The sequence below is a fragment of the Serratia sp. M24T3 genome, assembly GCF_000257645.1.
In the GTDB taxonomy this organism is placed as follows: Bacteria; Pseudomonadota; Gammaproteobacteria; order Enterobacterales; family Enterobacteriaceae; genus Rouxiella.
Genome location: NZ_AJHJ01000005.1, coordinates 156,194 through 169,878 on the forward strand (window position 1 = coordinate 156,194; position 13,685 = coordinate 169,878).

Annotated in this window: 15 protein-coding genes; 6 read left to right on the plus strand and 9 right to left on the minus strand. The window is 49.6% G+C overall.

Features of this window, described 5'->3' with window-relative positions; translation table 11 throughout:
* The first annotated feature begins 156 nt into the window (after positions 1–156).
* Entirely contained in the window at positions 157–1,059 is a 903-nt protein-coding gene (gene punR / locus SPM24T3_RS06495) for a DNA-binding transcriptional activator PunR (RefSeq protein WP_009635925.1), read from the plus strand.
* Between the two features lie 44 nt (positions 1,060–1,103).
* Here the strand turns inward: punR and purR are convergent, their stop codons facing one another.
* Together purR and SPM24T3_RS06505 are read right to left on the minus strand one after the other, a co-directional pair.
* Complete coding sequence (purR, locus tag SPM24T3_RS06500; RefSeq protein ID WP_009635926.1) at positions 1,104–2,129, minus strand: HTH-type transcriptional repressor PurR; 1,026 nt, start codon at positions 2,127–2,129, stop codon at positions 1,104–1,106.
* A 388-nt stretch (positions 2,130–2,517) separates the two neighbouring features.
* The gene (locus tag SPM24T3_RS06505) at positions 2,518–3,429 is read right to left on the minus strand and encodes a C40 family peptidase (RefSeq protein WP_009635927.1); all 912 of its coding nucleotides are present in this window, start codon (positions 3,427–3,429) and stop codon (positions 2,518–2,520) included.
* A gap of 417 nt (positions 3,430–3,846) precedes the next feature.
* On the opposite strand from SPM24T3_RS06505, the gene SPM24T3_RS06510 reads away from it, so the two are divergent.
* Complete coding sequence (locus tag SPM24T3_RS06510) at positions 3,847–4,194, plus strand: Grx4 family monothiol glutaredoxin (RefSeq protein WP_009635928.1); 348 nt, start codon at positions 3,847–3,849, stop codon at positions 4,192–4,194.
* Positions 4,195–4,345: 151 nt separating this feature from the next.
* Here SPM24T3_RS06510 and rnt read toward each other — a convergent pair whose 3' ends face one another.
* The 3 genes from rnt to SPM24T3_RS06525 all read right to left on the minus strand — a co-directional run bounded on the left by rnt (position 4,346) and on the right by SPM24T3_RS06525 (position 6,783).
* Positions 4,346–5,008 (minus strand): ribonuclease T, encoded by a 663-nt coding sequence (rnt, locus tag SPM24T3_RS06515; RefSeq protein WP_009635929.1) that lies wholly within the window; start codon positions 5,006–5,008, stop codon positions 4,346–4,348.
* A gap of 125 nt (positions 5,009–5,133) precedes the next feature.
* On the minus strand, positions 5,134–5,541 hold the full coding sequence (gloA, locus tag SPM24T3_RS06520; RefSeq protein ID WP_009635930.1) for a lactoylglutathione lyase: 408 nt from the start codon (positions 5,539–5,541) through the stop codon (positions 5,134–5,136).
* Positions 5,542–5,691: 150 nt separating this feature from the next.
* A complete protein-coding gene (locus SPM24T3_RS06525) occupies positions 5,692–6,783 on the minus strand; it encodes an alkene reductase (protein WP_009635931.1) in 1,092 nt (363 codons plus the stop codon).
* A gap of 204 nt (positions 6,784–6,987) precedes the next feature.
* Here SPM24T3_RS06525 and SPM24T3_RS24580 point away from each other — a divergent pair, with 204 nt between their 5' ends.
* Positions 6,988–7,227, plus strand: a complete 240-nt coding sequence (locus SPM24T3_RS24580; protein WP_009635932.1) for a DUF1289 domain-containing protein — start codon at positions 6,988–6,990, stop codon at positions 7,225–7,227.
* Positions 7,228–7,229: 2 nt separating this feature from the next.
* On the opposite strand, the gene SPM24T3_RS06530 is transcribed toward SPM24T3_RS24580, so the two are convergent.
* The 3 genes from SPM24T3_RS06530 to SPM24T3_RS06540 are packed head-to-tail and all read right to left on the minus strand — an operon-like array spanning position 7,230 to position 10,384.
* Positions 7,230–9,275: an FUSC family protein gene (locus SPM24T3_RS06530; protein WP_009635933.1), complete on the minus strand. Its 2,046-nt coding sequence runs from the start codon at positions 9,273–9,275 to the stop codon at positions 7,230–7,232.
* A gap of 9 nt (positions 9,276–9,284) precedes the next feature.
* A complete protein-coding gene (locus SPM24T3_RS06535) occupies positions 9,285–10,142 on the minus strand; it encodes an HlyD family secretion protein (protein WP_009635934.1) in 858 nt (285 codons plus the stop codon).
* Between the two features lie 5 nt (positions 10,143–10,147).
* On the minus strand, positions 10,148–10,384 hold the full coding sequence (locus tag SPM24T3_RS06540; protein WP_009635935.1) for a DUF1656 domain-containing protein: 237 nt from the start codon (positions 10,382–10,384) through the stop codon (positions 10,148–10,150).
* A 192-nt stretch (positions 10,385–10,576) separates the two neighbouring features.
* On the opposite strand from SPM24T3_RS06540, the gene slyA reads away from it, so the two are divergent.
* The gene (slyA, locus tag SPM24T3_RS06545) at positions 10,577–11,011 is read left to right on the plus strand and encodes a transcriptional regulator SlyA (protein ID WP_009635936.1); all 435 of its coding nucleotides are present in this window, start codon (positions 10,577–10,579) and stop codon (positions 11,009–11,011) included.
* Between the two features lie 140 nt (positions 11,012–11,151).
* Here the strand turns inward: slyA and SPM24T3_RS06550 are convergent, their stop codons facing one another.
* Positions 11,152–11,622 carry a glycine zipper 2TM domain-containing protein gene (locus SPM24T3_RS06550; protein ID WP_009635937.1) on the minus strand — a complete coding sequence of 157 codons (471 nt, stop codon included), beginning with the start codon at positions 11,620–11,622 and terminating at the stop codon, positions 11,152–11,154.
* Positions 11,623–11,978: 356 nt separating this feature from the next.
* On the opposite strand from SPM24T3_RS06550, the gene anmK reads away from it, so the two are divergent.
* Together anmK and SPM24T3_RS06560 are read left to right on the plus strand one after the other, a co-directional pair.
* Positions 11,979–13,103: an anhydro-N-acetylmuramic acid kinase gene (anmK, locus tag SPM24T3_RS06555; RefSeq protein WP_037377813.1), complete on the plus strand. Its 1,125-nt coding sequence runs from the start codon at positions 11,979–11,981 to the stop codon at positions 13,101–13,103.
* Positions 13,104–13,142: 39 nt separating this feature from the next.
* On the plus strand, positions 13,143–13,472 hold the full coding sequence (locus SPM24T3_RS06560) for an MliC family protein (RefSeq protein ID WP_009635939.1): 330 nt from the start codon (positions 13,143–13,145) through the stop codon (positions 13,470–13,472).
* Positions 13,473–13,685 lie beyond the last annotated feature (213 nt).

Genomic DNA, 13,685 nt, shown 5'->3' on the forward strand with positions numbered 1-13,685 from the left:
TAATCTAAAAAGCAGTCAAAAGTATCGTAGGGTACTTGAAGCACGGGAGTGTATCTGCTTGGCTTAGTGGTTGTGAAACGTTAATATTTGCACCATGCGATTAAAAAATTTGAAAGCAGAAGAGTGGAATGATGTGCAAGCTGAAAGGAGGGCGGCATGTGGTCTGAATATTCACTGGAAGTGGTGGACGCCGTTGCCAGAAATGGCAGCTTTACTGGCGCCGCGCAGGAGCTTAACCGCGTTCCATCGGCCATTAGTTATCAAGTGCGGCAGTTGGAGGAATGGCTGGCCGTGCCTCTGTTTCACAGACGCCATCGTGATGTAGAGTTGACACCTGCGGGTCGGCTTTTTGTTGATGAAGCTCGCATACTTATCAAAAAAATGCTATCCACCAGGCGTCAATGCCAGCAGGTGGCCAATGGCTGGAGCGGGCAGCTGCGGGTTGCCGTTGACCGTATCGTCAAGCCGCGCCGAGTCAGGCAGCTGGTGGTCGATTTCTATCGCGCTTTTCCCGATACAGAACTGCAGATTCAGGGCGAAGTATTTAACGGGGTTTGGGACGCGCTGGCAGACGATCGTGCGGACGTCGCTATTGGAGCCACTAGCGCAGTGCCGGTTGGCGGCCGTTTCAGTTTCCGCGACATGGGGACGCTGCCGTGGCACTGTGTGGTCAGCGCAAAACATCCTTTGGCCGAGCAGCAGCAGGCCCTGGACGACGATGCATTAAGACCTTACCCTGCGCTATGTATTGAAGATACCTCAAGAAACTTGCCTAAACGCGATACCTGGACACTGGACAATCAGCGGCGGCTAGTGGTGCCTGACTGGACCTGTGCGATTGACTGCCTATGCGAGGGGCTGTGTGTCGGCATGCTGCCAGTGCACATGGTGGAAAAGGAAATCAGCGAGAACAAGCTGGCGGTGTTGAAATTGGCTAACAGTTTCCCCGAGAGTCCCTGCTGCCTGACTTGGGACCAGAAAAATCACTCGCCTGCGCTGGACTGGCTGCTCAATTATTTAGGTGACAGTGAAACGTTGAATCAGGAGTGGTTGAGGTAAAAACACGCCTGTAAGAACAGACGTGTTTTATGGCAGGGCAGAAATTAACGGCGATAGTCGCGGAATGGACCATCGGCAACCGAGCGCCTTTCAACCAGTTTCGGTTTGACTTCGATAGTCTGCTGAACTTCGCGTTTGCTGATAATGCGGTCGAGCAGCATAGTAAAGGCCATTTCGCCCAGACGCTCTTTCGGCTGATGAACCGTAGTCAGTGCCGGAGAGAAATAACGCGCGTTTCGCAGGTTATCGTAACCCATCACCGAGATATCTTGCGGAACACGCAGGCCCATTTCATCGGCAGCGCAGATTGCGCCCATCGCCATTACGTCACCGCCGCAGAATACGGCAGTAGGTCGCTGTTTCTGATTGAGAATCTGTTGCATTGCCTGATAGCCAGATTCTGGTTCAAAATCACCCTGAACGACCCATTCATCGCGAACTGGAATATTCGCTTCGCTCAATGCTTTCAAGAAACCACGATAACGACCGCCGCCGGTGTTGCGGTTCAGTTGTCCCGGGATCGCGCCAATGTCACGATGACCGCGTTCGATAAGATAACGGCCAGCAAGATAACCCCCCGCAAAGGCGTTATCGATAATTGAGTCAGTAAAGTCATTCTGTGCTTCGCCCCAGTCCATAACGACCATCGGGATCGAGCGGTACTCTTCTAGCATTGCCAGCAGTTCATCCGGGTATTCAGCACACATTACCAGCAGGCCATCGACGCGCTTTTGCGCCAGCATCTGTAGATAGGCTTTCTGTTTTTCCAGATCATTGTGCGAATTACATAAGATAAGCGTATAGCCTTTGGCGAAGCAGCTGTTCTCTACAGCCTCAATCACTTCTGCAAAGTAGGGCGCTTCGCTTGAGGTCGCCAGCAGTCCAATGGTTTTTGTATTATTAACCTTCAGACTGCGCGCTACGGCACTCGGGGAATAGTGCAAATCTTTAATGGCTGCGCGGACTGCAGCTTTGGTTTCTTCGGCGACGAAACGGGTTTTATTGATGACGTGCGACACGGTTGTAGTCGAAACACCTGCGCGCTTAGCGACATCTTTGATCGTGGCCATGTAAAAATCACTCCTGAACTAACCCTTTCCAGCACGTTAGTTTTTTGTTAATCGTTTGCCTGCGTGCATTCAACTGCGTAAATCATTTTATGCAGTCAAATCGTTGGATGGTTCCAGGAGGGCCTGAAAGAAGCGTCGGTCAACTACGGCCGGGCACACAGCGTGGTAACCGCTAATTTTCTCTTATATCTTAAAAAAGGGGAAGCCAAATTTGTGTTTTCGCCTTAACTCAGCGCATTGAATGGCTTAAATGAGGGAATGAGGAAACAAAAAGGGCGATTTCTTATCGCAGAAATCGCCCTTGACTATTTTATCTATTTCGCCGACGGCGTTAAATTTAAACCATTCGTTAAATGCTATTCACAGGTGTTAAGCGAGAAATCATTATTTAACGAATCGTTTTTGGCGTCATTACGCGGCGTGCACCTACATAGTGATCTTGCCAGTAGTTATCTGCCAGATAACTGATTTTGATGTCTTCTCCGGTACGCGGTGACTGAATAAACTTACCGTTTCCGAGATAAACACCTACGTGATCTGCTGCGCCGCGTTTGGTAATTCTGAAGAACACCAGATCGCCTGACTCAAGCTCACCACGTTGTATCGGGGCCGCGTCGCGCAAATGGTACATTTCATTGGCGGTGCGAGGCATTTTAATGCGCATCAAATCTTTGTAGGCATAATAAACCAGGCCACTACAGTCGAAACCGGTACTCGGTGAGGTTCCACCCCAGCGATAAGGTTTGCCAACCTGGTGCATCAGCTTGTTCATCGCGGTTTCTTTGGCATGTAGATACTTTTTCTTGTGTGCCGCGCTTAGTGTAAGGGGGGCGCAAGTATCGGATTTTACCTGGTGCTTACGATGTCGCCCGTAAGTTTTTTTTCCGTCTTTCGCACAAACCACATTAGATGTGGTGGCAAGAGAACGGGTAATTGATGTTATTTCTTTTTTCGGCTTTTCAGTTTTGTGACTTGCCAGTCGTGCTGCTACCGGTTTTTCGTTCTTTCGTCGCACCAACTTAGTGCTGGTAGGGTGCTTGTGCTCAACCGCGGCTTTGGCATGAACAGGTTCTTTGGTCTTGCTATGTTCTTTGGCTTTTGATTGTTCTTTGACCGGAACAATTTTTGACTTTTTATTGCTTCTGGCTACAACTTTTCGCTTTCGTCGCTCATCAGGTTTTGCCTGACTAACGTGCTTTTCTGCCTGTTGAGCAGAAACACGATTCGTTGGCGAAGCATGCGCCAAATTCAAAAAAAGCTGGGTAAACAGCAGCACAAAAAGCGTAAACATTAAACGCATGGCGTCGCTACCAATATTAGGCCGAAGTTAAACATCTAAAGATGTCCCAGTATTCCCCAAAAGCGGGAGACAAAACAGCACGAATTGCTTCGATTCTAATTCATATTGTGAGTAAAAGTTAATAACTTTTTTTCAGCGCGTTTTTTAAGCTATGACGCTGTAAAATTAACCAATATTCATAGGGTTAAACTCACATCATTCAAAAGATCCTTAAATGATCGAGTGGGTTAAAGTCACAGAACAAAAATGTTATTCTATATGCATCTTTATTTTTGCACTGTTTTAACAATCAGGGATACTATCACTGACATTAGAGCGATGCATCCGTTTAAGACATAAAAACCCTATAAAAATTGGTGTTTTTATTAAATAAGTAATGACCGTGACAGCCAATTACTGGCTTGAGGAAGCAATAAAATGACCACTACTATTGAAAAGATCCAACAGCAAGTTTCCGAGAACCCAATTCTTCTTTATATGAAGGGCTCTCCAAAACTGCCAAGCTGCGGTTTCTCTGCTCAGGCCGTGCAGGCACTTTCTGCCTGTGGTGAGCGTTTTGCTTATGTTGATATTCTGCTAAATCCGGATATCCGTGCCGAGATGCCAAAATTTGCCAACTGGCCTACTTTCCCACAGCTGTGGGTTGACGGAGAGCTGGTCGGCGGTTGTGATATCGTGATTGAAATGTATCAGCGTGGCGAATTGCAGCAGCTGATCAAAGAAACGGCTGAAAAGTATAAATCTCAGGAAGAACAGCCTGAGTAATGGCTTGATTATACGTCGAGGTTAGTTCTACCCTGCGTAGATTCTCTCCGGGCTAAAGTAGTTTACATCGGCGTATAAAGATAAATAGAAAGAGCGGCTCAGTTAGCCGCTCTTTTTTTATGTCAGTTGCCTGCTAAAACGGCAGTAATGCTTATTTTGACTCTTCGTTCTCATCTTCGGCAATAGGCAAAGGCCAGCCGCCCAGACGTTTCCAACGATTCACCAATTCACAAAATAGATGTGCCGTTTGCTCGGTATCATACAGTGCCGAGTGCGCCTGTGAGCTGTCAAAGGTCATCCCGGCGCTGATACACGCTTTCGCCAACACCGTTTGACCAAGCACCAGCCCGCTCAGCGCGGCAGTATCGAACGTGGCGAATGGATGGAACGGGTTACGCTTGAGACCTGCACGCTCTGCCGCCGCCATCATAAAACTGTGATCGAAATTAGCATTATGCGCAACGATAATGGCTCGGTTGCAATCCTGTTCTTTCATCCCCTTGCGAATCGCCTTAAAAATGGCATGTAGCGCGTCATATTCGCTGACAGCGCCGCGCAGCGGGTTGGTCGGATCAATACCGTTGAAGGCCAGCGCTTCCGGATGAAGTATCGATCCTTCAAACGGTTCGACGTGAAAATGCAGCGTTTCATCGTTTTGCAGCCAACCATCTTCATCCATTTTCAATGTCACGGCTGCGATTTCAAGCAGGGCGTCGGTCTGGGCATTAAATCCGGCGGTTTCTACATCTATTACCACGGGGTAAAACCCACGGAAACGACCTTTCAGGGCGTTAATGTCACTTTTGTCAGCCATTGGTATCTTATCTTTAAACGAATTCAGCGCGCATTATGGCAAATTTTCAGGCCAGATGCAGGAAAGGAGTATGAAATGAAAAAAGGGCGCAACCTTCGCGCCCTTGATAGCTGTCTCCGGCGGGATTAATTACCCAGGCCCTGACCAGCGTGTTTTGATTCGATTAACTCGATTTTATAACCATCTGGATCTTCAACGAAGGCAATAATAGTCGTGCCGCCTTTAACCGGGCCAGCTTCGCGCACTACGCTACCACCGGCTTTGCGGATGTCTTCGCAAGTTTGTGCCACGTTATCGACGCCCAGCGCCAGATGACCAAAAGCGGTGCCGTGGTCATAACTGTCAACGCCGTAGTTATAGGTCAGTTCAATAACAGCGCCTTTGCTTTCATCTTCATAGCCAACGAAAGCCAGATCGTATTTGTACTCAGTATTTTGGCTGGTACGCAGCACTCGCATGCCCAGTACTTCAGTATAAAATTTAATGGAGCGCTGCATATCGCCAACGCGGATCATGGTATGGAGTAAACGCATAATTCCCTCTGATTGCCAGTTAAATACTATTGCCAGTTAAATACTATCGAACAAGTAGACTAACGTAATACAGCCGTTTTGTCTGTAATAGACGCCACGACTGTACAGTCTGTAAACACTGTCTAATTCAAAGTCTGGATTAACGATAATTTACAGTGTTGGGTAATCGGTATAGCCCTTGGCACCGCCGCCGTAGAAGGTTTCTGGCTGTGGGGCGTTTAGTGGCGCGTGGCTTTTCAGGCGCTCGACCAGATCCGGGTTGGCAATGTAGCTACGACCAAAAGCGACGGCATCAATGTAGCCTTTGGCAATCAATTCTTCGCCTTTCTCGGCACTGTAAGCGCCTGCGCCAACTATCACGCCCTGATAATGCTGGCGAATAATTTTACGGAATTTTTCGCTGTAAGGCTGGCCGCCGGCCCAGTCTGGCTCGGAGATGTGCAGGTATGCCAGATTGCGTTTGTTCAATTCATCGAGTAGATAAACCGCTGCAGCTTCCTGATCTTCACCGTTGTCCAGACCATTGAACGGACCAAGCGGAGAGATGCGGATACCCACACGATCGGCACCAATTTCTGACACCGTCGCATCTACCACTTCAAGTGTCAGGCGAGTCCGATTTTCAACAGTGCCGCCGTACTGGTCGTCACGCACGTTTGATGCCGGAGACATGAACTGGTGTAGCAAGTATCCGTGCGCGGCATGCAACTCAATGTAGTCAAAGTCTGCTTCGCGGGAATGGGCAGCCGCCAGGCGGAAATCGTTAACGATGCCCGAAATTTCATGAGTTTCCAGCGCGCGAGGCGTTGAAGTTTCTTCACGAATGGCATTGCCGTTTTCGTCACGCAGGCTAGTACGAGTGCCTGCAGCAATGGCTGAAGGAGCCACTGGCGCCAGATTGTCAGGCTGCAAACTGGAGTGTGAGATACGGCCAGTGTGCCACAGTTGAACGGCGATATGACCTTCTTTGGCGTGAACACCGGCAACGATTTTTTTCCAGGCTGCGGTTTGCTCTGGCGTATGCAGTCCCGGCGCACCGGCGTAGCCTTTTGCCTGGAAGGAGATTTGCGTCGCCTCAGTGATAATCAGGCCTGAACTGTGGCGCTGTGCATAATATTCGCCCATCAGCGGAGTAGGAATATCGCCAGGTTCAATGCTGCGCAGGCGAGTCAACGGAGCCATAAAAACGCGGTTTGGTAAGGTTTTTTTACCTACGACGATGGGTGTAAAAAGTTTTGACATGTTCGGCGATCCCTAATGATTAATGGACTAATTGTTCGTCAATTTCTGTCACTACGGTAATAGACCGATCAGTCTAGGTCAACCGGCCCAAGATACTGAAAGCTCATTCTGCTTAGTTAAAAGGCGGGGTTATTGAATTTTTAGTCTAAAATATCACCAGATTTGGCCGGTGCAGGCAGATAACCTGATTTATGTGGAGTGGATGTGGCAGAGCAACTCGAGTTTTTTGATATTCCCAGCCCTTGCCGAGGGGTTTGTGAATCAGGCCCTAACGGCTTTTGTCGTGGTTGCTTTCGCAGCCGCGAGGAACGCTTCGGCTGGATAAACATGAGCGACGTTGAAAAACGCCACGTTCTGCGTTTGTGCCATCAACGCTTCCTGCGGCTAAAACGAGCGGGCCCCTCCATTGACGATCCCGCTCCGGAACAACCTTCGCTGTTTTAACTTCAGGCCGGTTTACCTTGCGTTGGCGTTGCTGCAGCATCTTCAATATTAATAGAAGACTGCAACTGAGATAGCGAACAGTACAGTCGCCAAATAACCCCGGCCAGCTCTCGGGCCGATTCGTCAGGGTGGTGCGAAAGCGCTTCACTGATGCGCTGCAACTCGGTCAGGCTAGCTTCCAGTCTAGGATGACTGACTCCGCGTTCGGTCATAATTCCTTTCAGGCAGTGGATGCATACATCACGCACCTTCGACAGCGGATTTGACCGCGATTCCCATTGGCGCAGCTGCCAGACAATATGACTACAGTTCAGCAATACCACGCCCCAGCGCAGTAGCCAGTTGCGCGAAGTTTGATCTTTACTCTGGTTTAGCTGATTGACGCGATAGTAAATCAGCGATTCAAACTGCAAATGTGAAAGCTGTGGTTTACGGCTCAGCTGGTCGATAAACTCGCGGCGCAGCGCGCGAATCTGGCGTCGGCTTTTACGGCTGTCGGAGCTGGGCCGCAGTACCTGGAAGAACAGGCCTGCCAGCATCACGCCAGCAATCTTGCCGAGTCCATCATTGAAAAAAGATTGATAGTCATAGCTCGGTGGGTTGGTTACCGCTAAAAAAGATCCACTAAAGACGATCAGTTGCCCCCAAAGCGCGGCATAGCGTTTGTACTGCAGTTTAGACAGTTGCATGGTACAAAGCAGCGGCAGCAGGAATGAGCAAAATAGCCAGAAGTCATTAATCTGCACCATCACGCCAAACTTGATGATAAAGCAGCCAAAAAACAGCCAAATCAGCGACTTTGTCAGCAGTGTGACGCTGTTGATAGGGGAGGGTGTCGATGAGTAAAGTACGCAACCAATCGCGGCTAATGTCACCCCGGCAGCGCCGGAATCCCACTGTGTGCTGATCCAGTAAGCACAGGCAATCACGATGCATAAAAAAGTACGCACTCCGCTGTAAACTGCCTCGGTGTTATCGGCATGGCGAGTCAATCGGCTAACGCGCGGTGCCTCGATCCGGTCGACCGCCACGAGATTGGCGTTTTCGACCTTTTGCAAAAGCCGTTCATTACGCAGGTACAACCAGCAAAAATCGCGCATTCGTAGCCAAAATGCCTGCTGCCGATAATCGCTGGTATCAGCCGGTTTAAGCATCAACAACGTTTTTGCCAACCGGTATTTATTCATTTCCGGGTCACGTAATTGTTCTAGCAGAGTGGCAAGTTGCTGATTGAGATTTTCAGGCTGATTAGGCCAGTTGAGCATCATTCTTCGCAGGCTGGAGATGTAACTGGTCAACTGTAATTGCTGATGCAACAGATAGTTAAGCAAATTATTTTGCTGACGCAGGCGGTAATGGCTCCAGAAGGCCTGAATGCGCAGCAGGTTCAATGTCAGGATCTGGTTGATCACCCCTTCATGCGAGACGCGGATCTGGTTGGTGACTTCGCTGCGCCACAGCAATTGCGCATGCTCCAACAACTGAGTGTGCATTTTTCGCAGCGAAGTAAGCAGCGCATCGCCGTCAGAAGTGCTGGGCAACACCATCATCATAAACGCACCACACAAAATTCCGGTGATCACCTCGCAAACCCTGGCCTGCGCGATATCAAAGATACTCGTGGTATCGGTAATGTTAACGGTCGAAAAAACAATAATTGCCGCAGTGTAGCCTGCCAGCGCAAAGGCGTAAGAAACGTTGTTTTGATAAAGGTTGGAGGCGTAAGTACACAATCCCAGCCAGGCGGCGATAGACAATGTGAACAACCACGGGTCGTTCAGCGTGTGCCCGGCAATCAGTACTGCGGCGGTGGCGCCGAGCAGGCTGCCAAATACGCGACCAATACTTTTGCTGATGACTCCACCAACGGTCGGAAAACTGACCACCGCCGCCGAAGTCAGCGCCCAATAGGGCTCGTCAAGCTCCAGTACAAAGGCAATCCACAGTGCCAGACACATCGCGATGGAGTTACGCAGCGCATAACGCCACTGGGCCGCGCTAGACTTCCCCCAAAGAGTGTTTTTCCATTCCAGCCATGAGAAATTCACACGCTGTCCTTAATAATGAATGGAGATCGTGCAGGTTGTGCCAGCGACCAGCACCAGCTGGTCAGGCACGTTTTCAATTTTGATCCTCACCGGCACGCGCTGCGCCAGCCTTACCCAAGGTACATTGGGTTTCACGTCGAGCAGCAGACCATTGGAACTTTCCACGCTTTGGTCATAAATGGCCCTGCCAATGCTTTCTACCTGGCCTTTCAGTGGCACATTGCCGTCATACAGCACGATATCAGCCTGGTTTCCGACGTTGATATGTTTCAGCTTGGTTTCTTCAAAATATCCCAGCACGTAGAAGGAGTGCGCGTCAACCAGCGCCACCAATGGTGTTCCGCTGGTGGCATAGTTGCCTTTTCGCGCCGAGAGGTTGGTGATGTAACCGTCGGTTGGGGCGAAGACTTTTGTCTTGCTTAAATTCCAGCGTGCCTGCTCCAGGTTAGCCTGATTGGCTTCGAGCGTGGCTTTCATGGATTTTGCCTCGAGGTTGGCCTGATCCAGTGATTCGGTGGAAATTACATCACGCCCCAGTTTTTGCCTGCGCTCGGCTTCGTGATTGGCCTTTTCAAGGTCTGCCTCAGCTTTGTCGACCGAGGCTTTGGCATTATCAACCGCAATCTGGAACGGCACCGGATCCAAAGTAAACAAAACCTCTCCCGCATGGACATACTGGTTGTCATGAACCGTAATATCGGTGATTCTGCCTGACACCTCCGGCGTAATATCGACTAATTCTGCGCGGACTTTGCCATCGCGGGTCCATGGGGACTGCATATAATAGTTCCACATCCACCAACCTGCACATAATGCGACCGCTAATACTGCCAGGGTTGAAAAATATTTAAGTGTTTTAAATGTCATCTTTTTTACTCATTCACAATCAGCAGCAGTGCAGCGCATATGGATATGACAAATATAGATAAATCCATCAAAGTTGGATGCCAGATTTCACCAGAGTAAATCCAGTCACGCACCAGGCGATGAATAATCAGCCAAATTAGGAGTCCAAGTAAAAATGCTTTAAAAATAGGAGGGAAATAAAGGGAAGCCCCCAGCACAAGATCTGGGAGAAAAGGACCAGAATGGAACATTTGGGCAATCACAATATTAATCTCTGCATCCGGTTGTGTTATAAATAATCGGGCTTCTGGGTGCGTTTTGCATTTGGGGCAACAGACTCAGATTAATTGTATTAGAGCTTACGCGTTTAGATTTATAATTTTAAGATTAAATTCACGAGAACTAAGCTAAACTCTGGGGAGTTATCTTAGCATGCTAATTATAAGGAGAGTGCATTGGAATCGAACCTAGGGTCAGATCTCGCACGATTAGTTCGCGTCTGGCGTGCGTTAATCGACGATCGTCTCAAGCCGCTGGAGCTGACGCAAACGCATTGGGTGACATTGCACAACATCAATATTTTGCCGCCTGAGCAGTCGCAAATCCAGCTGGCAAAAGCAATCGGTATTGAGCAACCTTCTCTGGTCAGGACGCTGGATCAGCTGGAAGAGAAAAAGTTGATCACCCGCCAGACTTGCGCCAGCGATCGTCGCGCCAAACGCATCAAACTGACCGAAGAAGCGGCCCCGATCATTAATCAGATGGAAACAGTGATTGATGATACCCGCAAAGAAATTTTATCGGGGATGTCTTCTACCGACATCAATCTGCTGCTGGAAATGCTGGCCAGATTAGAAAAGAACATCGCTTCGTTACAAAACAAACCATAACGACAACGCGCTTTACCTATTATTTTTTGTTGCCAGGAAAAAAAATCGGAACCGCTGCTAACAGGGATTCCGATTTTTTTATGCCAGCAGTTTAGGGCCGGCAGTTTTTATAGCAGTAATCGTAATTTGGCCGGGCGAGATTAGACGCCCGGAGAAACGGTGATATTGCTGCCGCTGCTCGCCAGGCTTACGCGTTGGCCCACATAGAATCTGGTTTTGCTGTCAACTTTCTGCACTACCTGAATCGTGTTGCCATCGTCTTTACGGATTTGCAGTTCGACACCGTTCGCCTTGTTCAAGCCGTTGGTTACTGCATTACCCGCAAGTCCACCCGCCACAGCGCCACCCGCAGTTGCCAGGCTACGACCCGCGCCGCCACCGATAGTATTACCCAGGAAACCACCCAGCACAGCACCACCGATTGCGCCAATGACGTTATTACCGTCATCACCCTGAATTTGCACCGGGCGGACTGAGACCAAAGTACCGTAAGTCACATTCTGGACCTGTTTGGCCTGCGAGGAAGAGTAAACATCGCCTGACAGTGAATCGTTTACACAGCCTGCAAGGGTAGAACCCATCATTGCGACGAGGAGAATACGCTTAATCATAAAAAGCTCCTGTTAATTACACATCGACGCCAAAGCGATTCGACGCTTGAAATCGGGACACAGTTCAACATCATTGTGGATAGTGTCAGCTACTATCATAACTCAAACTAGTGATTATCTTATAGACACGGTCATCAACTAATAATAAACGTTGGTTTATTTTTTAAAGATTAGCAAAAAAAATCCTAATCTGAATGACTGCTTTAGCCCAAATTCACTGCGAGTTGGGCTTATAAACAGGTTACTTGGCCTTTGGGCTGATAAAAGAGAATGTAAAACATAGCGTTGGCTGGATAATTCTGTTTTATTTAGCTTTTCCTTTTTGTATTTACGAGGGAGTTCAAAAGATGCGTTCAATCAAGTCAGGCCGCTATATCGGCGTAATGTCGGGTACTAGCCTTGATGGGGTGGATGTTGTTCTTGCTGCCATAGACGACAGGATGGTGGCGCAACAGGCCAGCTATCTGCATCCTATGCCTGCGGAAATAAGGCAGGCGGTACTAGGAATGTGTCAGGGGCAAGCCGTAACTCTGGCGCAGGTTGGTGAATTGGACGCACAGCTGGGTAATCTTTTTGCCGAGGCGGTACTCGGCCTGCTTGAGAAAGCGGGTATTGAGGCTGAAGAGGTCACTGCTATTGGTTGCCACGGCCAGACGGTTTGGCATCAGCCCAAGGGCGATACTCCTTTTTCGATGCAGCTCGGTGATAACAATCGCATTGCTGCCATGACCGGTATCACGACCATTGGCGATTTCCGCCGTCGTGATATGGCATGGGGAGGACAGGGCGCACCGCTGGTTCCTGCTTTTCACCAGGCGTTGCTGGCACATCCTACCGAACAGCGGATGATCCTCAATATTGGCGGCATCGCCAACCTCTCTCTGTTGCTGCCCGGTCAGGCCATTCGCGGCTATGATACTGGCCCGGGTAACATGCTGATGGACGCCTGGATAAGTCAGCATCAAGGGCTTGCCTATGACAAAGACGCTGCTTTTGCCAGTCAGGGGCGGGTAGACCTGACGCTATTACAGCACATGTTGTCCGATGCTTATTTTTCCGAACCCGCGCCAAAAAGCACCGGGCGCGAATATTTTAATCTGGCATGGCTGGAGCAGCAGTTGGCAAGCGTGCAGCCGCTGTTGGCCGAAGACGTGCAGGCAACGCTGGCGGAGCTCACGGCCACCACTATCGCGGATCAGGTTCAGTTGGCGGGCGGATGTGACCGCTTGCTGGTGTGCGGCGGCGGTGCGCGTAACCCGCTAGTCATGGCACGTCTGTCAGCCATGCTCGCCGGCACCGAAGTCAGCACCACTGATGCCTTTGGTGTTAGCGGTGACGACATGGAAGCTCTAGCATTTGCCTGGCTGGCATTTCGTACTTTATCAGGCCAGCCCGGCAATTTACCTTCAGTCACTGGTGCCAGTCGCGAAACGGTGCTCGGTGCCATTTATCCTGTTTTTTCGACCAATGACCGTCTCTAAGCCAAGATACTGAGTATTAAAAGAATGAGGATGATAACAATGAAAAAAGCGATCATGATTCTGGCAGGCATCGCGCTGTCAGGCTGTAGCATGACTACTCCCCCATTGACCAAAACTGCCAATACTCAGCTCCACTATGAATGCGGTACGACGCCACTGACAGTGACCCTCGATAAACCGGCGCATCAGGTAGATTTGATCCTCGATGGTATTCAACTGCATCTGCCGCAGGTTGAAGCCGCCTCTGGCACCAAATACAGCGATGGTCACTACACTTTCTGGTCGAAGGGTAATGCTGCTCTGGTGCAGCGCGGCGATGATGTCATCATTGACGATTGCCAACTTTCTCCTTCGTACCAGACACAATAGCTGCGTTGCCTTCTTTCGCTCACCCCAGTCACTTACTTGTGTAAGCTCCTGGGGATTCTCTCATTTGCCGCCTTGCTCTAGCGTCTACTACTTTGGAGAAAGTGTGCTTAGTTGGGATTCTCCTTCGTACCAGACACAATAGCTGCGTTGCCTTCACTCGTTCACCTCAATCTCTCACTCGGCACTTTGTTGTGGCTCAATGGCTTTGGAGAT

Excerpts from the sequence above, each read along its gene's own strand:
- punR (WP_009635925.1), top strand. The coding sequence starts at position 157 with ATGTGGTCTGAATATTCACTGGAAGTGGTGGACGCCGTTGCCAGAAAT.
- purR (WP_009635926.1), bottom strand. The coding sequence starts at position 2,129 with ATGGCCACGATCAAAGATGTCGCTAAGCGCGCAGGTGTTTCGACTACA.
- SPM24T3_RS06505 (WP_009635927.1), bottom strand. The coding sequence starts at position 3,429 with ATGCGTTTAATGTTTACGCTTTTTGTGCTGCTGTTTACCCAGCTTTTT.
- SPM24T3_RS06510 (WP_009635928.1), top strand. The coding sequence starts at position 3,847 with ATGACCACTACTATTGAAAAGATCCAACAGCAAGTTTCCGAGAACCCA.
- rnt (WP_009635929.1), bottom strand. The coding sequence starts at position 5,008 with ATGGCTGACAAAAGTGACATTAACGCCCTGAAAGGTCGTTTCCGTGGG.
- gloA (WP_009635930.1), bottom strand. The coding sequence starts at position 5,541 with ATGCGTTTACTCCATACCATGATCCGCGTTGGCGATATGCAGCGCTCC.
- SPM24T3_RS06525 (WP_009635931.1), bottom strand. The coding sequence starts at position 6,783 with ATGTCAAAACTTTTTACACCCATCGTCGTAGGTAAAAAAACCTTACCA.
- SPM24T3_RS06535 (WP_009635934.1), bottom strand. The coding sequence starts at position 10,142 with ATGACATTTAAAACACTTAAATATTTTTCAACCCTGGCAGTATTAGCG.
- SPM24T3_RS06550 (WP_009635937.1), bottom strand. The coding sequence starts at position 11,622 with ATGATTAAGCGTATTCTCCTCGTCGCAATGATGGGTTCTACCCTTGCA.
- SPM24T3_RS06560 (WP_009635939.1), top strand. The coding sequence starts at position 13,143 with ATGAAAAAAGCGATCATGATTCTGGCAGGCATCGCGCTGTCAGGCTGT.